18 protein-coding genes are annotated in these 24250 nt (G+C 35.8%); 6 read left to right on the top strand and 12 right to left on the bottom strand.

The window, feature by feature from the left end; translation table 11 throughout:
- Nucleotides 1–48 precede the first annotated feature (48 nt).
- A complete protein-coding gene (locus tag BXY75_RS09930; RefSeq protein WP_121907599.1) occupies nucleotides 49–501 on the top strand; it encodes a type I restriction enzyme HsdR N-terminal domain-containing protein in 453 nt (150 codons plus the stop codon).
- A gap of 1 nt (nucleotide 502) precedes the next feature.
- On the opposite strand, the gene BXY75_RS09925 is transcribed toward BXY75_RS09930, so the two are convergent.
- Complete coding sequence (locus BXY75_RS09925; protein WP_121907598.1) at nucleotides 503–970, bottom strand: GNAT family N-acetyltransferase; 468 nt, start codon at nucleotides 968–970, stop codon at nucleotides 503–505.
- Nucleotides 971–1068: 98 nt separating this feature from the next.
- Between BXY75_RS09925 and BXY75_RS09920 the strand changes: the two genes are divergently transcribed.
- Nucleotides 1069–2049 carry a pepsin/retropepsin-like aspartic protease family protein gene (locus BXY75_RS09920; protein ID WP_147437263.1) on the top strand — a complete coding sequence of 327 codons (981 nt, stop codon included), beginning with the start codon at nucleotides 1069–1071 and terminating at the stop codon, nucleotides 2047–2049.
- Nucleotides 2046–3011: a hypothetical protein gene (locus tag BXY75_RS09915; RefSeq protein WP_121907596.1), complete on the top strand. Its 966-nt coding sequence runs from the start codon at nucleotides 2046–2048 to the stop codon at nucleotides 3009–3011. Before BXY75_RS09920 ends, BXY75_RS09915 begins: the two co-directional genes overlap by 4 nt.
- A gap of 3 nt (nucleotides 3012–3014) precedes the next feature.
- Here the strand turns inward: BXY75_RS09915 and BXY75_RS09910 are convergent, their stop codons facing one another.
- Nucleotides 3015–5342 (bottom strand): ATP-dependent helicase, encoded by a 2328-nt coding sequence (locus BXY75_RS09910; protein WP_121907595.1) that lies wholly within the window; start codon nucleotides 5340–5342, stop codon nucleotides 3015–3017.
- Nucleotides 5343–5582: 240 nt separating this feature from the next.
- On the opposite strand from BXY75_RS09910, the gene BXY75_RS09905 reads away from it, so the two are divergent.
- Both BXY75_RS09905 and BXY75_RS09900 read left to right on the top strand, forming a co-directional pair.
- On the top strand, nucleotides 5583–6866 hold the full coding sequence (locus BXY75_RS09905) for an amidohydrolase (protein ID WP_121907594.1): 1284 nt from the start codon (nucleotides 5583–5585) through the stop codon (nucleotides 6864–6866).
- Nucleotides 6867–6960: 94 nt separating this feature from the next.
- A complete protein-coding gene (locus BXY75_RS09900; RefSeq protein WP_121907593.1) occupies nucleotides 6961–8577 on the top strand; it encodes an FMN-binding glutamate synthase family protein in 1617 nt (538 codons plus the stop codon).
- A 15-nt stretch (nucleotides 8578–8592) separates the two neighbouring features.
- Here BXY75_RS09900 and BXY75_RS09895 read toward each other — a convergent pair whose 3' ends face one another.
- The 10 genes from BXY75_RS09895 to BXY75_RS09850 all read right to left on the bottom strand — a co-directional run bounded on the left by BXY75_RS09895 (nucleotide 8593) and on the right by BXY75_RS09850 (nucleotide 23274).
- Complete coding sequence (locus BXY75_RS09895; protein WP_121907592.1) at nucleotides 8593–9333, bottom strand: LytR/AlgR family response regulator transcription factor; 741 nt, start codon at nucleotides 9331–9333, stop codon at nucleotides 8593–8595.
- Nucleotides 9333–12128: a sensor histidine kinase gene (locus BXY75_RS09890; RefSeq protein ID WP_121907591.1), complete on the bottom strand. Its 2796-nt coding sequence runs from the start codon at nucleotides 12126–12128 to the stop codon at nucleotides 9333–9335. The genes BXY75_RS09895 and BXY75_RS09890 overlap by 1 nt, the downstream gene beginning before the upstream one ends.
- Nucleotides 12129–12166: 38 nt before the next feature.
- A complete protein-coding gene (locus BXY75_RS09885) occupies nucleotides 12167–12889 on the bottom strand; it encodes a hypothetical protein (protein WP_121907590.1) in 723 nt (240 codons plus the stop codon).
- Between the two features lie 309 nt (nucleotides 12890–13198).
- Nucleotides 13199–14002 carry a hypothetical protein gene (locus BXY75_RS09880; RefSeq protein ID WP_121907589.1) on the bottom strand — a complete coding sequence of 268 codons (804 nt, stop codon included), beginning with the start codon at nucleotides 14000–14002 and terminating at the stop codon, nucleotides 13199–13201.
- A gap of 222 nt (nucleotides 14003–14224) precedes the next feature.
- The gene (locus BXY75_RS09875) at nucleotides 14225–15415 is read right to left on the bottom strand and encodes a hypothetical protein (protein WP_121907588.1); all 1191 of its coding nucleotides are present in this window, start codon (nucleotides 15413–15415) and stop codon (nucleotides 14225–14227) included.
- A gap of 222 nt (nucleotides 15416–15637) precedes the next feature.
- Nucleotides 15638–17257, bottom strand: coding sequence for a hypothetical protein (locus BXY75_RS09870; RefSeq protein ID WP_170152877.1), 1620 nt, complete (start codon nucleotides 17255–17257; stop codon nucleotides 15638–15640).
- Nucleotides 17258–17733: 476 nt separating this feature from the next.
- Nucleotides 17734–18825 (bottom strand): hypothetical protein, encoded by a 1092-nt coding sequence (locus BXY75_RS09865; RefSeq protein WP_121907586.1) that lies wholly within the window; start codon nucleotides 18823–18825, stop codon nucleotides 17734–17736.
- A 64-nt stretch (nucleotides 18826–18889) separates the two neighbouring features.
- Nucleotides 18890–19831: a hypothetical protein gene (locus BXY75_RS09860; RefSeq protein ID WP_121907585.1), complete on the bottom strand. Its 942-nt coding sequence runs from the start codon at nucleotides 19829–19831 to the stop codon at nucleotides 18890–18892.
- Nucleotides 19832–20141: 310 nt separating this feature from the next.
- Nucleotides 20142–21182 carry a hypothetical protein gene (locus BXY75_RS09855; RefSeq protein ID WP_121907584.1) on the bottom strand — a complete coding sequence of 347 codons (1041 nt, stop codon included), beginning with the start codon at nucleotides 21180–21182 and terminating at the stop codon, nucleotides 20142–20144.
- 352 nt (nucleotides 21183–21534) lie between these two features.
- On the bottom strand, nucleotides 21535–23274 hold the full coding sequence (locus BXY75_RS09850; protein ID WP_121907583.1) for a T9SS type A sorting domain-containing protein: 1740 nt from the start codon (nucleotides 23272–23274) through the stop codon (nucleotides 21535–21537).
- Nucleotides 23275–23668: 394 nt separating this feature from the next.
- Here BXY75_RS09850 and BXY75_RS09845 point away from each other — a divergent pair, with 394 nt between their 5' ends.
- Nucleotides 23669–24193, top strand: a complete 525-nt coding sequence (locus BXY75_RS09845) for a DUF7935 family protein (protein ID WP_121907582.1) — start codon at nucleotides 23669–23671, stop codon at nucleotides 24191–24193.
- The last annotated feature ends 57 nt before the right edge of the window (nucleotides 24194–24250 follow it).

Genomic DNA, 24250 nt, shown 5'->3' with positions numbered 1-24250 from the left:
CTGATTGGATTTAGATGTTATTTCCTTCGGAAACTGTTACTTTGTGCTATGCAGATACTCAACTTCCCGGAATATCAATTTCGTTTCAAAAGTAACGAAAACAAACCATTGATCTTTGATGTGATCCGAAAAAAGTTTGTGGTTCTCACGCCGGAAGAATGGGTGCGCCAACATGTAGTAAACTTCCTGATTTCAGAAAAGAATTATCCCATTTCTCATATAAACGTAGAAAAACAACTGAAGCTTCACAACACCACAAAACGCTACGATATCGTTGTTTTTAACAGTGATGGAAGTATTCATCTTATCATTGAATGTAAGGCTCCGAAGATTAATATAGACCAAACCACTTTCGATCAGATTGCTCGTTACAATCTGGTCCTCGATGCAAGCTATTTAATGGTTACCAATGGCTTAGAACACTATTATTGTCAGATGGATTTTGAAGCAGAAAAGTATGTTTTTCTGAAGGATATCCCTTTTTATGGAAGTAGCAACTGACTTAGTTACTTTTCCAAACTATTTTCACCGCCGAAAATTTTTCCAACTCTAGCCTCGTATCTCTAGTAACCTTAAAACCATTCTTCTTGTAAAAACCCAGAGGTGATCGGTAAAAGGTGTTGTCGGATTTCTTATAATTTTCATCATCGATTACCCATCCATTGAGCGCCGATTGTCTTTTTTTGGCATCTTCAATTAGCATTGTTCCATTGCCCTTTCCTTGTAATTGAGAATCGATTATCATGGCAAACCATCTGGCGTCGTCCCTGTTAAAATCTGCAAACCAAGCTTGTATTTGCCCTTCTTTATTAATTAAAAGTGTGTAAAAGGGATCCGAAAGACTATCAAGGTACTTTTCTAGGCTCGCAATATCGTGAAGAGACAAATTCTGCGGATATTCTTTATTCCAGAGCTGGAAAAGTTCTGTTTTTTGTACTTCGGAAAGTTTTTCGGTGGTTAGCATTTCCATAACTATAAATATATTACTTTAATTACATAGAATGACAAGCTATGGTTGCCACTCCAAAATATTGTGTAACTTAAGGCAACTTTAAGAGTCTATTAATTATGAGTAGATTTATAATGGTTATAGCATTTATTTTACTTCATAGTTCACTTCGAGCTGGAATCAAGCCTGTTATTCCGTATTTTGATGACGGAAGCATTGTTTTTACTGAAGCAGAAATACTAAATGAGTATACTGCTAGAATTCCATTTAAACTTGTAGATCGACTTATTGTAGTGGAAGCGGCCTTATTAAATCAGAAAGGTGACTTTATTATAGATACTGGTTCTGAAGCCTTGCTTTTAAATGAAGTTCATTTCCCTTCAGAATATCCTTTTCTAACACCAACCAAACAAGCTTCAGGCGTTATCGATATTATTGATAATGTAAAAGAGCGAAAACTTCAAGAGTTTCTATTGCATGATTTCGTACTTAAAAATGCACATTCAGAAATTATTGATCTATCCCATATTGAAAAAAGCAAAAAAATACATTTATTGGGAATCATCGGATTTTCAATATTAAAAGATTATGAAGTTTTTATCGACCTTCACTTAAACCAGATTACCTTGACTAAGGTCGATAAGTATGGTAATAAGTATGATAAAAAAGTGTATTCAGAAAAAATAACGGATAGCATTCCTTTTAAATTAAACGGTCATACCATAACCCTTAAAGCGATGGTAAATGATATAACTGTTAACTTTGGACTTGATAGTGCAGCGGAATTCAACCAATTAAACAAACGAATTAACAAGAAAGTAATTAGATCCTTTTTTCCGAAGGGAAGAATATTATTAACCGGTGCCAGTAATAAAAAAATTGAAGTGATCACTGGTAGATTGTTTGGTGTAAAACTTAGTGAAAATGTTTATTTCGGTCCTATGAACACGGTTTTAACAAATTTAAACAAGATGAATGAAGCTTTTGGAACAAATTTAGATGGCGTGTTGGGGTATGAGTTTTTTCAGCAAAAAAGAACTATTATTAACTATCAAAAAGAAAAACTTTTCTTTATCAATTACCCACTTAACAGACAATGAGTAAAAGTAATCTTTATATCGTTTTTATAATCTTTATTCTCTCGTTTATGGGGAGTAATGCACAAACTGATACCCCAAAAGGATATAGAATTGAGGGTGATGAAATTGTATTTAGTTTCCACAGAAACGAATATAAAAAAGCTACTAAGGAAAAGACCTCCAAGAGAATTGATTTTGACGATATCGATATTGAGAATGTAGTGGTTTCAGGGAATTTCAACAATTGGTCGATGAATGACTGGTATATGAAAAAGATAGATGCCGATCGCTACGAACTTCGAAAAAAACTGAGCGATTTCAATGATGAATTTACTTGGGAATTTAAATTTGTTGTGAATAATAATTATTGGGCTGAACCTTCAAAAAGAGACCCCAACGTTATTAAAGCCTTAAAGAACGGTTTAGAACTAAATGTATATAATTTACAGATGTACACTGCTTTTCCAAATGATTCTGGAAATATCACATTTAAACTTAAGGGTTTTAAGGATGCCAAAAACGTTGTTTTAAGCGGCTCTTTTAATAAATGGGATGAACATCTATTTAGAATGAAAAGTACGGATTTCGGTTTTGAACTTACCCTTCAAATGAAGCCAGGAGAGTACGAATACAAATACATTGTGGATGGTAAATGGATTGAAGATCCTAACAATCCTAGCAAACGCAGAAACGAATATTCAGGTTACAATTCGGTGATTAGCATTTTAGCACCTACCACTTTTATTCTTAACGGCTATGAAAATGCTAAAAAAGTAACACTGGCCGGATCTTTTAACGATTGGAATGAAAATGCTCAGGAAATGTCACAATCGTTCACCGGTTGGGAATGCGGTTTACTTCTTCCCGCGGGAAAACATCACTATAAATATATTGTGGATGGGGTTTGGATTTTGGATCCCGATAATCCTGTACGAGAAGATGATGGAAAAGGAAATGTAAATTCTGTTTGGATGGTGAAGTAATTGTTACTCCAATACATTCAACTTGGCAAATCGCAATAACAATTTTTTCAGGCCTCCGTTCTCAAAGTTGATTTCGGCCTTAGTATCGGCTCCTATTCCCTCGATTTTGGAAATGCGCCCTTTTCCGAAGCGAACATGCTCCACCAAAGTTCCAACTTTTAAGTTGGCCTCCTCGGCACTAAAATTCTTATCAGTATCACTAGTTACCGGTTTCAATCTTCGAAGCTTGCGCAATTGATCCTCCGTAGAGCTTTTTGAAGCTGTTGGAGCGTTACCTGCAACCGGCTTTCGCATTCGCAATTTGCTCTTATCCACCTCATCAAAAATATCGGCGTCCAGAAGCGGTTTATAACGATGCTCGGTAATTGGTGTTAAATACTCCAAATATGAAGCGTCGATCTCTTCAATAAAACGACTAGGTTCCGCATCGATCAATTTCCCCCAGCGATATCTGGATTGCGTATAGGTTAAATAGGCCTGCTTTTCGGCCCTGGTCAATGCCACGTAAAACAATCTTCGCTCTTCCTCCAGTTCACTTCGCGTGCTCATACTCATCCCGCTAGGGAAAAGATCTTCTTCCATTCCTACTACATACACATACGGAAATTCGAGTCCTTTTGCCAAGTGAACAGTCATCAATGCTACTCTATCTTCATCGCCCTTTTCGTTATCCAGATCTGTCGCCAAAGCAACGTCTTCCATAAATTCAGCTAAAGAACCGTTGGCATCTGCCAGTTCTTTTTGTTCTTCCACAAAGTCCCGCATCCCGTTAAGGAGTTCCTCTATATTTTCAATTCTTGCTATTCCTTCAGGAGTACCATCTTTCTTTAATTCCTGAACCAATCCGGTTTTTTTAGAGACATACTCGGTGATTTGAAAAGCATCTGAAGCTTCATTGGTCACTCTAAAACTCTCTATCAGCATCGTAAAATTCTGAAGCTTAGTTTTTGTACCACTATTAATTTTCAAATCAATCTTATCGATGTTCTGCATCACCTCAAACATAGAACGTCCATAATGATTGGCAGCTACAATGATTTTATCGATGGTCGTACTTCCAATTCCGCGAGCCGGATAATTGATGACTCGTTTTAATGCTTCCTCATCCTTCGGATTTAAAATCAGTCGTAGATACGACAATACATCTTTGATCTCTTTTCGCTGGTAGAAACTTAATCCGCCGTAGATTCTATATGGAATGTCCTTCTTCCGAAGAGCGTCTTCCATGGCACGTGATTGCGCATTTGTACGGTACAAAATAGCAAAATCGCCATTCTGTGCCTGCTCGTTCATTTTGGTTTCAAAAATATTGCTCGCAACAAACCGTCCCTCATCCCCGTCTGTCATGGTACGGTTTACCTTGATCTTAGCACCTTCGTCATTTGCCGTCCAAACAACCTTGTCAAGTCGGGTTTTATTCTTTTCAATGATACTGTTCGCCGCATTCACAATATTCTTCGTAGAACGATAATTCTGCTCTAATCGAAATACTTTCACACCATCATAATCCTTCTGAAAGTTGAGAATGTTATTAATATTCGCTCCCCGGAAAGCATAAATACTTTGGGCATCATCTCCTACTACACAAATGTTCTGAAACTTATCACTCAACGCTTTTACAATCAAGTACTGACTATGATTTGTATCCTGATACTCATCTACTAGTATATACCGGAAACGATTTTGATATTTGGCGAGTACTTCAGGAAAACGTGTAAGCAACTCATTTGTTTTCAGTAATAAATCATCAAAATCCATGGCACCCGCCTTAAAACAGCGTTCTACATAGGCTTTATAAATTTCTCCGAGTCTGGGAATTTTTGCCATGGCATCTGCCTCCGTCAAATCCGGATTACTGAAATACGCTTTTACTGTAATAAGACTATTCTTATAAGAGGAAATCCGCGAATACACTTGTTTGTATTTGTAGATATCCTTATCGAGATGCATGTCCTTAATAATGGCTCGAATAACGCTCTGAGAATCTTGTGTATCATAAATGGTAAAATTGGAAGGATATCCCAATTTGTCGGCTTCAAATCTTAGAATTTTAGCGAAAACACTATGAAAAGTTCCCATCCATAGATTCTTTGCTTCGCTATTACCAACGATCTGCGCAATACGTTTTTTCATTTCCCGTGCCGCCTTATTAGTAAAGGTTAAAGCAAGAATGCTAAAGGGATCTACCCCAAGGGACATGAGATACGCAATTCGGAAGGTCAACACTCTGGTCTTTCCGGAGCCCGCACCTGCAATTACAATCATCGCCCCGTCCTTCTGTAATACCGGAGCACGCTGCGCATCATTTAACTGTTCTAAATAGTTCTGCAATTTCTTGGATTTCTGATTTTTTTCTGAAGTAATTCTGAGAGTGTGAAATTAAGTAAAATAGGCTTAATCAAGCCGAAGAACTTTCAGAATTTATAAACAGTATCAATCATTTCGTTTCATCTGAAATTTAATATCTTTAGCTACACTAATACTTCCTTGTACGAGAACGCTTTTGAATCGATGCATTGTATTTACTAAACTATATATAAGCACTACTGTTCTAACTGAAACATTTACTTTATGAAAACTGCTTTTTTTTCTGTAATTCTCCTTTTTATTAGTTTTTCAAATTTTGCTCAAATGGATGCCACGCTGCTTAAAGATATTGAAGCCATAGAACCACAGGTAATAGAATGGCGTCATTATTTTCACCAGAATCCGGAGCTATCTAACAGGGAGTTCAAAACAGCTGCAAAAATAGCAGCTCATTTGAAGTCGCTTGGAATGGAAGTTAAAACTGGCGTAGGAATAACCGGTGTTGTTGGAATTTTAAAGGGCAATAAGCCGGGCAAAGTTGTAGCATTAAGAGCAGATATTGATGGGTTACCGGTAACAGAACGAAACGATTTACCGTATAAAAGTGAGGTTAGAACCACCTTCCTTGATGAAGAAACAGGAGTTATGCATGCTTGTGGACATGATACTCACATTTCTATATTAATGGGTGTGGCCGAAGTGCTTTCGAAACATAAAGATTTACTTAAGGGCACCGTAAAATTTATTTTCCAACCTGCAGAAGAAGGCCCACCTCCGGGGGAAGAAGGTGGTGCTAAATTGATGATCAAAGAAGGAGTTTTGAAAAACCCGGATGTGGATGTTATTTTCGGACTTCATATAAATTCCGGAACGCCTGTTGGTGACATTCGTTATAAATCGGGAGGAACCATGGCCGCAGTAGAACGCTTTGTGGTAACCGTAAAGGGAAAAGGAACTCATGGATCTGCTCCTTGGACAGGTGTGGATCCTATTTTGATCTCTGCAAAAATAATCGACGGATTTCAAACTATCATTAGTCGTGAAGCTAATCTGGTAAATGAACCTGCCGTTATTACAGTTGGAAAAATCACCAGTGGAGTTCGATTTAATATTATCCCGGAAAGCGCGGAAATGATTGGAACTGTAAGAACATTGGATCCCTTTATGCGAACTCACATTATGACTCGCATGACGGAAATGGCTTCGGATTTAGCGAAAGCCTATGGCGGGACTGCCGAAATTGAATGGCAGAATAATACTGTTGTAACTTATAACGACCCCGCTCTCACTGAGCAAATGCTTCCTACTCTTCAGAACATAGCCGGAGAAGAAAATGTAATTGTCATGAAAGCCTCTACCGGTGGTGAAGACTTTTCATATTTTCAGGAATTGATTCCCGGTTTTTATTTTTTTCTTGGAGGTATGACACCCGGAAATACAACACCTTATCCACATCACACTGCCGATTTTCAAATTGAAGACAGTGGAATGTTATTGGGAGTTAAAACGATGAGCCAGCTAGCGATTGATTACTTAAACGCAAATTAGATACTACCAAAGTATTCTTCAGAAATTATAAAAGATTTTTTTCCACTTGAAAATTAAAATTTTAAACATATAAAAATTAATACTTTAAATATATATGGATTTATTAATGGAATTTCTTGGAAGTGTGCCATGGTGGGGATGGTTAATAGTTGTATTGATAATTATTGCAATTCGGGATGTGTTCTTTAATAAGAGGCACACGATAAGTCACAACTTCCCTATTATAGGGCATTTAAGGTATTTGCTTGAGAGTATAGGCCCCGAATTAAGACAATATATAGTAGCTAACAATCGCGAAGAGTTGCCTTTTAATCGTATTGAAAGAGGTTGGATTTACGCAAGCGCTAAGAATGAAAATAACTATGAAGGATTTGGTACGGATAGAGATATCTATGAGCCAAATTATATATTTATTAATAATGCAATGCTGCCTTTTAAGGTTGAATTGACACATCCAAACGCAAAAGACCCATATTTTGTGGCTTCTGCGAAAGTAATGGGAGAATATAATAAACGTAGAAGACCGTATCGTCCTGCCTCTGTAATAAATGTTTCGGCCATGAGTTTTGGTTCTTTATCTGCGAGAGCAATAGAATCACTGAACAAAGGTTGTAAGCTGGCACATGCCTATCATAATACAGGTGAAGGGGGTTTGTCTCCTTACCACAAAATGGGCAGCGATGTAGTGTTTCACTTCGGAACAGGTTATTTTGGTGTACGCGATGACGATGGTGGTTTTTCTATGGAGAAAATGATACAACTGGTGCAAGACAATCCGCAAATTCGTGCTATTGAAGTAAAATTATCACAAGGAGCTAAACCGGGAAAAGGTGGTGTTTTACCTGCTGCCAAAATAACACCTGAAATAGCGGCGATACGTCATGTCCCCGTTGGCAAAGATGTTTTATCACCGCCTACTCATTCTGCATTCGACGGTGTTGATGGGCTTTTAAAATTTGTCGAGGAAATTGCCGAAGCCACCGGATTACCGGTTGGTATAAAATCGGCTGTTGGGAAGTTAGAAGATTGGGAAAAACTAGCCAATTTAATGGTGGAGACAGGAAAAGGTCCCGATTTTATAACGGTAGACGGTGGTGAAGGAGGAACTGGTGCTGCACCTCCAAGTTTTGCCGATCATGTTGCATTGCCTTGGTTATTTGGTTTTGCGGAAGTATATAAAATATTTAAGCAGAAAAAGCTGTCGGATAGAATTGTCTTTATAGGTAGTGGTAAGTTAGGATTTCCGGCTAGAGCTGTAATGGCTTTTTCAATGGGAGCCGACATTATCAACGTTGCAAGAGAAGCGATGCTTTCAATTGGTTGTATACAGGCTCAGGTTTGTCATAATAATACCTGTCCAAGTGGTGTTGCAACCCAAAATAAGTGGAGACAAAACGGTATTAATATTGAAGACAAATCTGTTAGAGCCAATTTCTATTTTAAAAATTTCAGAAAAGAACTATTAGAAATGACTCACGCCTGTGGTTACGAGCACCCAAGTCAGTTTACGATGGATGATGTAGAATTAACTGTTGGCGACAAACATCTTATAAAATCCTTAGCAGAGACCTTCTCATATATCAAAGTTCCGGTACCATATAATGGTATAAAGCAGCAGCAAAAATGTCCGCATTTAGGAGGCAACTACAAAAGGAAAGATGAGAAAAAAGTGGTTAAAAAAGCAAAAAAGAAAAACGAGGTTCGTTATTAAAAAGACATAAAATTCCTAATTAAATAAATCGAGGAAAACTTTTCTATTGGCTTTCGAAATTGGAACTCTGTAGTCGTTTTCCAATACCAAGTAGCCTTCATTTTCAAAGCTCCGAACTTTTTCGACATTGATGATATGTGATTTGTGACATTTAAAGAAAATCTTACTCAGCGATCTCTCGAATTTTCCCAAGTTATAAGAACTTAGAATTTCACTCTTGTTTGTGAGATGAAATTTGGTATACCCCTCATAACCTTCAATATGAAAGACCTCCTGCTGTGGAATAAACGAAAGTCCTTTCCCTGTAGGAACTATTATTTTATTGGTATCTGTGAAGGTTTCCGACAAAATATGAACCAATTTTGCATTGCTTTCACTTTGTTGTTTTAGATTGATTACTTCAAGCGCTTTGGAAACTGCATGTATTAACTCGTCATTATCAACTGGCTTAAGAATATAATCGACAGCCGAATGTTTAAAAGCCTTTAACGCGTATTCGTTGTAGGCTGTGACAAAAATCACTTGAAAGTGAAGATCGTCTAACTCTGAAAGCAACTCAAATCCAGTCATTCCGGGCATTTGTATATCCAGAAATAAGATGTCAGGATTCTTTTGTTTTATTACTTTGAGTGCCTCTTTTGGCTTCTGAAAAGCACCTACAATGGTTATTTCCGGGAAAATTTGTTCAACTTTCTGCTGAAGCCCCTTCAATGCAGTAAATTCGTCATCGACTAATATCGCTGTTTTTGAATTCATTATAGAGTTCTTAAGGTAAAAGTTGAAACATTGCCTTTATTCTCACGCTCCGGAAATGCTTCCTTGGTGCTATATTCGATTCTCCAAAATCTACTCTTATTCAAATAATACAATCTATCTCTCAATACATTTGAAGATTTGGTTCTCCCTATATTTTCTAATTTCTCTGTTTTCTTGAATCCTACTCCATCATCAGAAATAGAAACGTCTAATTGATCTTGTGATAATTTTCTGAATTTTATAGCAATAAGACCTTTGTCTTCCATATTAAAAACACCATGGTTGACTGCGTTTTCAACAATAGGCTGAAGTAACATAGTAGGAATTTTATTTTTCCATTTATCTAGATTTGGGTCAATGTCAATTATATAGTCAAATTTATTTCTAAAACGAAGTTTCTCTACGTCCAAATAATTTGCTAGCAAGGATACTTCACTTTCTATGCTTATCTCGTTTTCCTTTGACATTTCGAAAAAAGTGCGAATTAATCTAGAGAACTTTACCAAATACTTTTCAGAAGATCTAAAATCATTCTCATTGATATAGTACTGTATGGCTGCAAGGGAATTAAACACAAAGTGTGGATTCATTTGCGATCTAAGTGCTTTCAATTGTATTTGTGCTAATTGCTTTTCTCGTATTAATTTTTTTAATTTTATTGCACGTTCGTATTTAACTATATTCCAAATAACAAATCCAACCAAACATGCTCCTGATAAAAAGGCTAATACTAAAAACATACTAGTTTGCCACCATCTTGGAATAACCTTTATTGGAATAGACAAAGTCTTACTTGTGTCGCTTTGATCGACCTTGAGTTGCAAGGTATAGGAATCGGGTTGTAAGTCGAAAAGATTAACCTCTCCAGATGCGGTACTGGTCCAATTATTTTGAATAGGTGCCAAACGATATTGATAGGTTGTGTTTTTTGTATCGTAATAATTCATCGACCAAAACTTAAGGTTTAAACTCATGTCGGCTGCGTACACATATTCTAACGAATCTTTGAACTGTTTTTCACCATTAAGTTGAACATCCTTCAAATACACTTCAAAATCAATAGATTCTTCTATATCTTTTTTGTCAATTACTGTCAATCCTAATGTCGAACCCAAGTATAATTTCTCCTTATCGAAAAAGACCTGAGTTAAATTATTGGTGGGATAACCGCTTAAATAGTGATGTTCTTTTTTAGCGAATTCGTTCGCTTCGGTTTTATAATAATGCAGTAATACACCTTCGGAAACTACCCAAATAGAGTTTTCATTTTCAATTCCGATACTTGACACTACAGCCAAGTCATTTTTGACTAATTTGAAAAGTTTTCCGTTCTTAAATCCGTAGAGCCCATCTCCTTCTGTACCAATAAAAGTGGTGTTTTCTATGGCTGAATGACTCATTAATCTTCTCCCAATTTGTTCACTACGATAGGGCACAAAAAGCTTCTTCGCATTGTCATAATACAACATATTATTATAGCTAAAAGTGAAGAGAGAGTCCCTATCTTTAAATAACCCTTGATAGAATTTATGACCTTTAAATCTTTTTCTACTTGAAAGATCATCGCTCATTCGAAAGACCATTGAACATCCTTCAGAAAAATAGATATCATTGTACTTCAACATACCCGCAGCATAATAATCTTTGTCGTCTACTTTTGACTTAGTACGCCCTTTGCTTTCTGCAACGTAATGACTTCCGAAGCTATAATAAATTGTGTTATTAATTTCATTTACATTGTATAATGGTTTTGGTTCCTTAACCCATAAATTGGGAATATTAGTATCAAATTTATACACGCCATCTCCCTTCACTCCAACATAGATTGTGTTCTTAGCTTTTGTGATTTTTGATATTGACTTTCCATTAAAAAAAGAAGACATATTGTTGTATTCCTTCGGAAGCTTAAAAACTCCATGCTCTGTTGTGGCACACCAGGTAAATCCATCTCTGTCTTTAAAACTAAAAGTAGTTTTCAACTGAGGTGGGCTGTTTTGAACCGCTGCCACTTCCAAATTCTCATTAAAACAATAAAGATATCCACCAACTACAAGTTGAAGTCGGTTGTTGACCCAATGAAAGTCCAGTGAAACAAATGTAGGATTCTGCGAGGGAGAGAACTCTCCTGTAGTAAGCTGTTTTGTGTTTAAATTAAACAATTCGTAACGTTTATTGGTAAGAACCCCAAAGAGCGAATCATTTAACTGATAAGCCTGTCGGATAGCGGGAATAGTATCAAACGTATGCAATTTGTTTCCGATAGAATCTTCTAAGCGCGCACTTTTTTTATCTTTTATATAAAAAACTTCTCTGTTTAAAAGTTTGAAATTTTCATTATTTTGATCCTCAGATCTCCAAGTAGTTTTGTCAAAATGATAATTTTGATATTCCCCTAAAAATGAAATATCGTTTCCAGATTGATTAATCCCTTGGTCCGGACGCATCGTAATACCATCGTCTGCATCAAAGTGATAAATTTTATCATTTTCGATATAACCAAGCTCCTTGCTTCTGGAAAAATACCAAAATCTGTTGTTGGGTGTAATTCTAAATCGGATGATCTCATTTAACGGCAACCCTTCGTTTCTTGTAAAGTTTTTAAAAGTGGTACCATCGAACTTACTAATTCCTTTGTCTGTGATAAACCAAATAAAGCCTTTATGATCTTGGGTAATTCTATACACTTTATTACTTGCCAGGCCATCTTTCTCGGAATAATTAATATAATTCTGAGAAAAGCAAAAACTACAGATCAGGCCTAAAAGTAAAGTCGATATGTAGTGTTTTAAGTTCATGACGATGGGAATTTATTAGAGCAAGACATATTTGGTTATTAGTTTGTTTGATTGACAACAGTCAAATTAAAATCTCCTATCTGGTCTACAATAGAATTATGAAATTGTCCTATTTGACTGGACAATGTTGTATTAAAATTTCCTTGTTGATTTATTGAGGAATAGTTTTGATGCCCAAATTGATAAATGTCTTGACAGTTAAAATTGCCTACTGCCGTACTAAATGATATATTTCTATCGGTTCCGGGTTCACCCTCCTGCCAAACAAAGACTTTGTTACTATCACCCTTTATATAAATCCATAGATAATTAGTGTCTCCATGGGTTTGAACTGTTTTCACATAGTTATCATCTCCACATTGGAATACAAAAGCTTCATTAAATGCGCAATTTTGATCTACCTGTGCAAAATTATCATTCCCAATTTGAGTGACTTCGGTATAATTACTATTTGTAGCACCTGGGTTTATATTATCTACAATAGAGACCAAACTAGTATTATTATTACCGACCTGATCAGTATCACTAATATTCTCATCTCCTTCCTGAATGACCTCGCTAAAATTGTTGTCGCCTTCCTGATATACATCCGCATCATTATTATCTCCATATTGCTCAATGTAAGATTCATGATTAGTTCCAATTTGATTAATCGCAGCGATATTACCAATTCCTATTTGTACCACCGAACTTGTGTTAGCTTGTCCAAACATTGAAATTCCCGTAATCAGCGCTAATGCGCTTAGTGTAATACTTCTCATAATTTTAAAATTTATAGTTCCACTTCTTTTTAATGAATTAATTTTTCATTGTTTTTTTTGAAAAATTTTAATAGCGATGAACTTTCATATATTCTGAAAGACCAAACACTTACTAAAAATGATTAAAAAGGGGATTACTGCTGAATTTCCTTTCTGCCAATAGTTACACTTCAATAGGGAACTTCAGAAGTAAAACTACTAAGGATAAGATTTGTTTAAAACACTAATTTACGAAATAGTATGTTTCGTGCAACAAAAGTTTACTTTCATGCAATGTACGAATTTTATAATACCAATTTATTACCCGTTTTAAAAAGACCGGATTGCTCGAACTCGATTGACTGTTTGCCACTTCTGACTTGAATTTGCATCAAAATATGTAAAGGTGTAATTTCTCGCAAAAGTTGCATTTCCTTCGGTCGAAGACCAATAAAAGCCACTTGTAGATGCAGTTCCACCTACGTCAACAGGAACGGTTAAAGGGTTCCCATCATTTATCAGTATTGGATTTATGGTAACGAGTGCATCTGCCATTTGTTTTAATTCTATCAAGGCTGGTAGGTACCAGTCTGTAAATCCTCCGGCAGCGTATGCATTACATAGACCAGCAGCCGAACCAGCAGGTCCGCCCGCCGAAATAATAGAAGCTGTGTTTGTCGCTCCGTCGATAAAATCTTCACAATTGTTCACGTCAACTCCTGAAAGTCCCCAGGAAACACTACTTCCCAGGTCGTTTAAACTAGCGATTAATCCGTGCTGTCCGTCTTCGTCTACGTGATAAACAATTCCGCCTTCATATAATTCACCCACATAATGTCGTTTGCGATTAAGGGGAATCCATGTCGACTGATTTGAATCCCAATAGTAAAATCCTTTTTCGGGGGTTCCATCTCCGGAAACAAAAATCAACATACCATCCTGGGCGGGTAAAGGCTCTATAACAGAAAAATTATCCACTCTTGGAATAAGTATCCCGTCGCTACGACCGGGTGAGGAACTATTTGTCGCATTTATCTGCAAGGTTGCATTGGGCGAGACTGTATTAATTCCTACTTGAGCGTACGAAATGAACACTGAAAGGAAGATGGACAGGATGAGTAATTGTGATTTCATAACATAAAAATCATTTACAATTTTAATAAGGTAATCAAATCTGAATTCTTTACAGTAACTATTCGACCTAATTCAGCTTTTACGCTATAAACTTCATTATTAACTCTTTATCGCAGTTGAATTATGATATTATATGGCTTTTTTATTACTTAGAAAAACCTTTCAGTAGTGTGGAATACTGAAAGGTTTTTTCTGAATTAAAACAATAAGTAACTAAATTTATTAAAAGCTTCCGTTTTGGTTGATCTTGGTTAGATTCCCTCCGCCGGTTTGAGTAATGGTTGTATTGAAAGGTGTTCCTCCTAGCTGACCAATGGTTGCATTATTTCCATTTCCTGTTTGATGAATATTTGCAATGTGATTATTTCCTACTTGTACTGTTAAGCCTACATTGTTATTCCCATCCTGGAATACATCTGAACAATTTCCATCTCCAATTTGATATACATCTGAATCGTTGTTGATTCCATCTTGTACAGTAGTATTTTTGTTGTAATCTCCTAATTGTAATACATAACTGTCATTACGTCTTCCAATTTGTGTGATATCATTCGAGTTATAATTTCCTTGCTGAGAATTATAGTTGACATTTTTTCTTCCCGTTTGAGAAACAGTAGAATAATTGCCATCACCTGTTTGATTAATATCTGAGCTGTTTCGTCTACCATCTTGTTGGACGAAGGCAAAATTACCATCTCCTGTTTGCTCTACATTTGATACATTTCTTCTATCAGTCTGAATTGTTACAGCAAAATTAGCATCACCTGTTTGAGTTACAGCAGAAGCATTTCTATTTCCAAATTGTAGTATTTCAGCTTGGTTAGAGTCTCCTGATTGTTCTATATCCCCAGAATTTTTATTACCATCCTGATAAATATAACCGAGATTACTATCTCCGCTCTGGGCGATGTCACCAACATTTTGATTACCATCCTGGTAGACAAAAGCAGAATTACTATCTCCTTGTTGATCTGTAGCTGTTGCATTCATATTGCCATCGCTATAAACTTGAGAATCGTTATTGTCTCCTAATTGATTCTGAGCGTTTGCATTCTGATTTCCTAGTTGGTCGAAATCTGCATTATTGTTATCACCATCCTGATCAACATCTGAAAAGTTTAAATCTCCTTGTTGAAGTCCTACGTTCGAATTGTAATTACCTGTTTGATCGACTTCGCTATAGTTCCAATCGCCATCTTGCTCTACACAAGAAAAGTTATTGGTTCCGTTCTGAGCGATTAAACTGTTATTTGAATTTCCGTTTTGAATCACTTTAATTTCATTATAAACTCCATTCTGAACATTGTTGGAGTTATTGTTCAAGCCAGTTTGTACTATGTTGGCTATGTTTAATTGTGCGATTCCCGCGGTTCCGATTAAAAGCGCTGCTGCGCATAAGATTGAATTTTTCATTTGGAAGAGGTTTTAAATATTAATAATTGATTTTTTATTGATAATCCAAATGTAAGCGCACTTCTTTAAATTTCAAGGTAACATCTAACTAACAGTGAGTTACATTCAATGAACGGACACTTTGAGCCGATGAAGCAAAAAACTAAAAAAGAAAAACACCTCTCATCTCTCCCAAATTGATCGGTGTTTTTCAAAACTAGCAAGCGTAAATTAAAATTTTACTTATAATTGGTTTGTTTTAACGACAGCTAGATTGCTGCTTCCATTCTGGATTATTGTACTTGTAATAGGTCCTACAGGGCCAAAAAATGAACCTTGTTCAATTGTTGCTGTGTTATTAAAAGCTCCTGGGGTTTGAATTATTGTAGCTGTAAAATTATTTCCTCTTTGATCTATGGTAGCTGTATTACTATTTCCTGTTTGATCAACGATAGCATTATTTTTATTTCCTAACTGATAAACATCTGAACAATTTAAGTCACCAAACTGTCTCACGTCAGATACGTTTTTGTTTCCTAATTGCTGGGTTTTATTTTTATTGGAATCTCCTAGTTGCAAAACATCACTATCGTTTTTATTACCCGTTTGAGTTATTTGATTAAAATTGAAATCGCCTATTTGTAATGAAGTATTGTCATTATTTTTTCCTGCCTGCGTAATAGTATTTGAGTTAGCATCACCAAATTGAACGACAAAGTTATCGTTCTTGTTTCCAGTTTGAGTAACACCATTTGAATTGAAATCTCCTTGTTGATAACTTAAGTTTGTATTTTTAATGCCGGTTTGTTTTACATCCACATAATTGAAATCACCAATCTGATCTATATCCGAAACATTTTGTTTCCCATTCTGCATCAGACTCGCACTATTAAGATTTCCAGTCTGATCGATTTCTGATCTATTATTATTGTTCGATTGAGTTGATAATACATAATTATTGTTGCCACTTTGATTAATGATAGAATTGTTAGTGTTTCCAGTCTGAAGCGATACTGCCGAATTAGCATTTCCGCTTTGTGAAAGCACACTGTTGTTATTGTTGCCAAATTGTCCTAACGATGCCGCATTAGAGTCTCCTGTTTGGTTCATTTTCGCTTTGTTCTTATTTCCTTCTTGATGGGAATAAGCAGCATTTGCATCACCATTTTGACTTATGGATCCCTTATTTTTATTTCCTAGTTGTAGTAAGTCTGCCGAATTACTATCTCCGGATTGAAAGATGTCACCTTCATTTTGATTACCCTCTTGATTCAAATCCGCCAAATTACTATCTCCAAGTTGAATTGTAGCTGCTTTGTTTTTATTTCCTTCTTGATTTGTGTAAGATGAATGATCGTCGCCCTGCTGATCTAGTTGTGAGCTATTTTTGTCACCATACTGATATGCTTCTGCACTATTAGAATCGCCTAATTGATTTTGATTATTTGAATTTCTATCTCCCCACTGATCGAGATAAGCTGTATTCGCATCGCCCTTTTGATATACATCTGAAAAATTGTAATCTCCCTCCTGAAGTACAAAACTATCGTTGTCATCACCAATTTGTTCAACATAAGATTTGTTGTGGTCACCAAGTTGATCGACATCAATAGTATTGTTATTACTTAGATCGACCGAGTTGCCTTGATCCGTATCTGAAAAATTACCTTCACCATCTTGATAGGTATCTACAAAATTAAAATTCCCCCATTGATCCATATTGGATACATTTGGATTCGGCACTGTTCCATTAAGTTGAGTACCTTGAGCAGTATTCCCGATTCCCGATTGCCAAGTAGTGATCTGTCCAAACATCACCGTTGTTGCCAGTAGCGCTATCGCGCTTAAAATTAAATTTTTCATAATTGTAAGATTTAAATGAATACTAGTTTGATTAACTAACATAAAAGTATAAGCAGATGTTAGTATTTCAATTCGCCATATTTCCAATAGTTAGTTTTATTTGACAAACTATTTGTTTCATTCGATGAGTTAGTTTTTAAATCGATTTAGCAAAATATTATAAAAGAAAAACACCTTTCAGCTTCCCCAACCTGATCGGTGTTTTTCAAAATTAGTAAGCGTAAACTAAAATTTCACTTAAGGTTTGTTTTCGTTGTGGCCACATCTATTAAGCTAACATAAAGGTATGGTCCTTAATTCTTTTTTCACTAGGGCATATATTCAAGAGTTAGTTTGATCTATAGAGTTGTTAGTTTCATTCAATGAGCTTGATTTTGGATCTATTTAGAAAATTTTAAAAAAGAAAAACACCTTTCAGATTTCCCAAACTGATTGGTGTTTTTCATGAATTGATTACTGATTATCCTTAATTTAAACTATGGATAAATCACGTTATCAATGTAGCCAAAATTACCGCTTCCTGTCTGAATTAAGACATCACTAAAGGTTGCTGCCCCTGTTTGAATAATAAATCCAAAGTTATTATCTCCTGTTTGAATAGTAGTGGCGGTAAGACTAGCTCCTCTCTGATCGATAATAGAAGTATTGTTATGCCCAAGCTGAAAAGTTATTGCACATTGCGGGTTTCCTCTTTGTGTAACATACGATTTATTTTCATTTCCTCTTTGAAGAGTCAAATTTTTATGATCATCTCCAATTTGTGTTGCCACGCTTAAATTATCATTTCCTACCTGAGTGATATCATTATAATTTCTATCTCCAAATTGAAAGGAATAATTGTCATTGTCATTTCCCTTTTGAAATAAAAAAGATTCATTATCCTTACCTATCTGATTAATATCTGATTCATTATCATTGCCTTTCTGCCGTACATCTACTCGGTTTCTTTTACCAGCCTGAGCTACGATATTTTCGTTATCATCACCGATTTGAACACTTTTATTCTTGTTGTTTTTTCCGTTTTGATCAATAGAGGAAAGATTACGATCACCTTTTTGTTTGATTTTAGATTTGTTTTTATTTCCTGTTTGTGAGACATATCCCTCATTTTCATCACCAACCTGAAGTAATCGGGATCTATTTTCATTCCCTTGTTGGTCGAATTCTGATTGATTATCATTCCCCAATTGATCTACATCACTTTTATTTTCATTTCCAAATTGATACCCATCATTAAAATTACCATTACCCGTTTGATCTACATCACTCCAGTTCTCATCTCCCACCTGAACCACGCATGAAAAATTTTCGTTGCCTGTTTGAGTAAGATAACTTTCATTACCATCCCCTTCTTGCTCAATTTTTCCAAAATTCCCGTCACCGCATTGTTCAATATCCGCCTCGTTGTCATTTCCATTCTGACTAATATCTGCGATATTGTTGGATCCTTTAACAACCAAATTTGCAAAATTGCCGACTCCTACCTGATTTATTGTCGAAGTGTTGTTTTGTCCAAACATGGTTGTAGTTGCTAGTAGCGCCATTGCGCCTAAGAGTAAATTTTTCATAATTATTATATTTAATTGATTACTAATTTATATTTGATTTTATTAATTTGCACGAATCATTTATCTACTGATAAATACAAGAGGTATTGTTATTTCCTAATTGAGTAACGGTTGCTGTTGAACCATTGGTAAGGGTTTGAAATACCTTTGAGCAGTTAAGATTCCCGTTTTGAAGTACTGTAACATCCCCCCAGTTTTTCAATTGATGGGTAATATTTTTATTATCATCTCCATATTGTTGAACATCCACTTTGTTATTATTCCCTTGTTGTAAAATCTCATTATAGTTGCGATTACCTTCTTGAATTGTTAAGTTCTTATTCTTGTTGCCAATCTGAAATACCGTAGTTAAGTTATCATCCCCTCTTTGATCGATGTCCGACATGTTTTGATTTCCTGTTTGGACGTTATGCGCTAAATTATTATCTCCCAATTGGTACACATCAGATCTGTTTTTGTTGCCGGTTTGTTCTACAACCGATAAATTGTTATCTCCTAACTGATCAACATCTGCATGATTCTGATTCCCATTTTGTGCGATTTCCGATAAGTTATCATCACCTATCTGATTCGCATCTGCCTCATTTCTATTCCCAACTTGACGAGATGCTGATAAATTGTAATCTCCAATTTGACTTACGTCGAGATCGTTATCATTTCCATTTTGATACCCGTCATTCCAGTTGTCATTTCCTATTTGACTTACATCACTATCATTGTCATCTCCAATTTGCTCAACACAGGAAAAGTTGTAATCTCCAATTTGTGTTAGATCACTATTATTAAAGTGACTTGGTGCTCCTACATTACCTTGAATAACTTTACCGTCATTTCCAGTTCCAATTTGTAGGATATCGATGTCATTAAAATTCCCTGTTTGATCAGTGAGCCATACATTACTGAAGCTCGTTAATACTGCTAAACCATTCCCATTTCCCGTTTGTGTTTGTCCAAACATTGCTGTGGTTGCCAGTAGCGCCATTGCGCCTAATACTAAATATTTCATAATTGTAAGATTTAAATGATTATTAGTTTGATTAATTGAATTAAAGGTAGATTCCTTTATCTCCTTCAGAAAGAAGCATATAGCCAACTACAAGTTTGATGGATTGAACGGTCAGTTTCATTCAATTACCAAAATATGACGCATAAAAAAGCCCTTCAGAAATCAATCTGAAGGGCTTTTTTCGCTATTACAACTTATCTTAAACTTATTCTAAATGTCAGTTCGAGTGATCCGCCATAGGCGGATAGTATCGAGAACCGCTTCTGAAAACGAAATCAAAAAACTAATTGCAATTAGACTTAAATAACGCCTACTGCATTAAAATACATACATTATTAAAGTTTCCGGCCTGGTTTACAGTTACTGCGTGTGGTCCTCCTGTGCTCAACTGATAAATTTTTGAACAATTGAAACTTCCATTCTGATACAATTTTGCTACATTATCATTACTATACTGCTCGGTTTCATTTTTATTAAAATCTCCTAATTGCTCTACTTCACTTAAATTACGGTTTCCTTGTTGAAGCACTTCATTTAAATTTGAATCCCCCGCCTGATAGGTTGTATTGCGATTTCTATTTCCAGTTTGCTCAGCATCTGCAAGGTTAGAATCTCCTATTTGAGTTACATTCGATCGGTTGCGATTTCCATTCTGGTAAAGCTCGGTTGCATTTGCATTTCCTAGCTGATAAGCATCTGTAAAATTACGATTCCCATTTTGCTCAGAAAACGAATGATTATTATCTCCTATCTGATCTACATCCGCGCGGTTGCGATTTCCATCTTGAACCACGAAACTTGCATTCGAATCTCCCAACTGATTAATATCCGATTGGTTTCTATTTAAAAACTGTCTAACTTCAGAATAATTCGCGTCTCCCGTTTGAGCGATATCCGAATCATTGCGGTTCCCAACTACAAAAAAGTCTGATACATTAGCATCTCCCGTTTGATCAACATCACTATCGTTTAAATCTCCCTCTTGCCATCCATCTACAAGATTATTATTTCCTATTTGAGTAACATCACTCTCATTTTCATCTCCATGCTGCTCAACACATGAGTAATTGAAATCTCCAATCTGAATTAAATCACTATAATTTAAATCACCTAGAATAAAAGTAGAACCCTGAACTATCTTTGAGAAATTACCTATACCATTTTGAAAAGAATTTGCATTGTTAAAATTTCCAAATTGGTCAATATCCGACTGATTAGGAGCTAAAGTGGTCCCGCCGGATTGTACCACATTGGCAAAGTTTGAATTGTTTGACTGATTAACATTCACAATTTGTGCAGACATAAAAACTCCGCTCAGTAGCGCGATGGCGCAGAAAAATACATTTTTCATAATAAAAAGATTTTGGTTAATAATGAATAAAAGATGTGTAGTGCCGGGGAAGATAGAGTTGACACCAGATTTGTACTTGAATTAAAATTGGAAGGGATGCTACAGTACTAAAGATAGTGAAAAGTGTTAAAAAGACAGCAACTCTTTTTAAAACAATGTGTTACAGCTTCAGAATTATCGTTCTTTTATATTTCTTCGGAAGGAATTGTCAAACTAAAAAACCTTGTATGTTTAGCTGTTCTTCCGAAGCTACCGTTTAAGTAAAAATATTGCTTCAAGATTTATTACTTCAGAAAAAACCCCGATAAAACAGTTGTTTTATCGAGGTTTAAGGTTGCATAAACTAAATATTCTACTCTTTCATAAACTTGTAAGTTTGGGACTTGTTATCATGTCCGGATACTTTAATAAAGTATAATCCGCTGTTTAAGTCTCCTACATAAATTCTCGCTTCGTTCGTTAACTCACCATTCATCACTGTTCTTCCTAATGCATCGATTAAAATATATGATTTTAAATTCTGAAGTGAGATATTCACAAAATCACCCGCAGGATTAGGATAAACTGACCCTTGCTCTATTTCATTGTCTTCTACACCAAGAAAAGATGAACATGGTTGCACTGTATAGTTAAATCCGTTGCTTCCAATTGAAGCTGGAATCTTTGTGTTCGGTGTTGGACCCGAAATTACTGATACCGGATTAATAGAAATAGGAGCTGGAGTTATAAAAAGATCCATATTCTCACATTCATTTCTCTTATTGATATCTGTTTTAAACAATTCTACACTTGTAAATCCGCTGTCGGTTCTATATCCAACGTGCTGATAGTTTACGTTTCCAGCAGTATCGATCATTGAAAAACTGATATCCGGAAAGTAAATGATAGGTAATTGTCCGTTCCAAAAATTGAACTCATCCGTTACTGGCTCTACGTGAGGCACTAGAAACTGATAGCTATTTCCAACCTGATTCCCGGTATTCTTGTCGAATTCGTATACAAATACACTAGAATTCGCGAATTGCGGATTACTATTTACATCTACCCAGTTCTCGTCACGATCGTAACCTGTAATGATTAGGCTATTGCTTCCGGAGTAAGATTCCATTAATTTGAAAGCATACTTATCGTAATTATTTCCTGTAGCATACCAAGACTTGCTAAAATCTATGGTTCCGGTTAGATTGTCAAGTACAGTGATTCCGAAGAAATGCGATACAGAATAATTGCTCAACATATAAATTTCATCGGTAGCAGCATCGTAATATGCGTCTACACTCATATCGCGGGAGTTTCCGAAGATATAACTAGAATCCCATTGCACAGCACCGGCAAAATCCACTTTGTGCGCTAAAACAGCTTGTTGGGCGAAATTGGTAACAGTACCAGAAGCACTTCCTGTGATAAAGAAACCATCGTTAGTTTCTGTGATACCATTTACAAAATCATAATCCAGATTGTTTACAGAGTTAAACCCGTCGATTTCGATAGTCCAAATAAGGTTCAATGCACTATCTACACGCATCACATAACCAATATTGTTGAAGTTACAAGTTGTATCCAAATTATAACAATCACTTATAAAACCTCCTACTACAAATCCTGGGTCTGGAACTGAATCTCCATTTACATCACTATTTGTTTTAATGATCTTAAGTCCTCTGGAATTAAAATTAGGAGAAATAACAGTGTATTGATTAAAGCCCAACATTGCACCGGTGGTTGCATTTACAACGGCAATAAATGTGGTTTTCATCCCTCCCACATCGACAGATCCGGTAAGATATATTTCGTTAAGTTCAACAACAATGTCGAAAAGTCTGGCCTTGTCTAGAGGTGTGTTCGAATACCGCTGTACCCAGGTTATACTTCCGTCGTCCTTTACTCTTTTTAGTACAATTTCTTCATTGATCATCCCTGCATCAAACTGATTTCCGGCTACAATAAAGTCGTTGGATCCATCTTCTGTCGGTTCCATATTAAGGTCATGATAATTTTTGTTGCTTACTGAAATGCTCTCCTGAAAAGATTGCGATAACATTGTGATTGAAACTAAAAGTAAGCTGATTTGAAAAAGTAGTTTTGTTTTCATGATAATTTGATTTTAATGTTTATTAATTTTTATAGGGTTTTAATTACTTCGGAAGCGACTAAAACACCTTCTCATTATCATATCAACATCCCTAGGAAATTGTTACCCCTATTCACAAAATATTAGCGTGCTTTTCAGAATTATTTATGAAAAATCGCTGCATTGTTTTGCCATCCATCAAGACATGAGGGTGTCTATAAAGTAAAAAATCGATCGGTTTGTCTGCTTGAGCAATTCGACTACGTTTAGTTAATCTGAGGCCGAAACCTAATTAATAGTCCGCACCTATAGTTCTCGACTGCGCTCGAACAGACAGAGAAATTTGCTATTTAAATACCCTCATATTTGTTCGAAACTTAAATTATACTAAGTTTGTGTTCCAAATCTGAATTCTATGGAAGATGTAACCCAAATTGTAAACTATTTCGCCTATTTATTACCTGCTATTGTAGTAGGTATTGTCGCTTGGCATTTTTTTAAAGGTCATACAGCCAACGAGGAGGGTCGAAGACGATACCTAATTCAAAAGGAAGCGCAAAACAAGATCTTACCTATGCGTCTTCAAGCCTACGAACGAATTACTTTATTTCTTGAACGCATTGATCCTCTAAAACTATTAATTCGAGTTAAACCTTTTTCAGATGAGATACCTAAGTATGAAGAACTCCTTATTAGAAATATCGAGCAGGAATTCGATCATAATCTTACCCAACAAATTTACCTCACTCAGGAATGTTGGAATCTTGTAAATGCTGCTAAAAATGCAACCATACATATTATCCGTCAAGGCGCTATGCATGAAAAAGACGGAACTTCCGATTCAATGCGGGAGTGGCTGTTGCGAAATTTCATGGAAGACGTAACGCCTTCTCAAAAAGCACTGGCTTATGTTAAAAAAGAAGTAGGCGAGTTGTTTTAACGACATCCTTACAAATAAAAAACTCCTGCTGAATCCAGCAGGAGTTTTTTATTAAAA

This window comes from Ulvibacter antarcticus (assembly GCF_003688405.1).
Lineage (GTDB): Bacteria > Bacteroidota > Bacteroidia > Flavobacteriales > Flavobacteriaceae > Ulvibacter > Ulvibacter antarcticus.
This window is presented reverse-complemented; position numbering and strand designations above follow the sequence as displayed.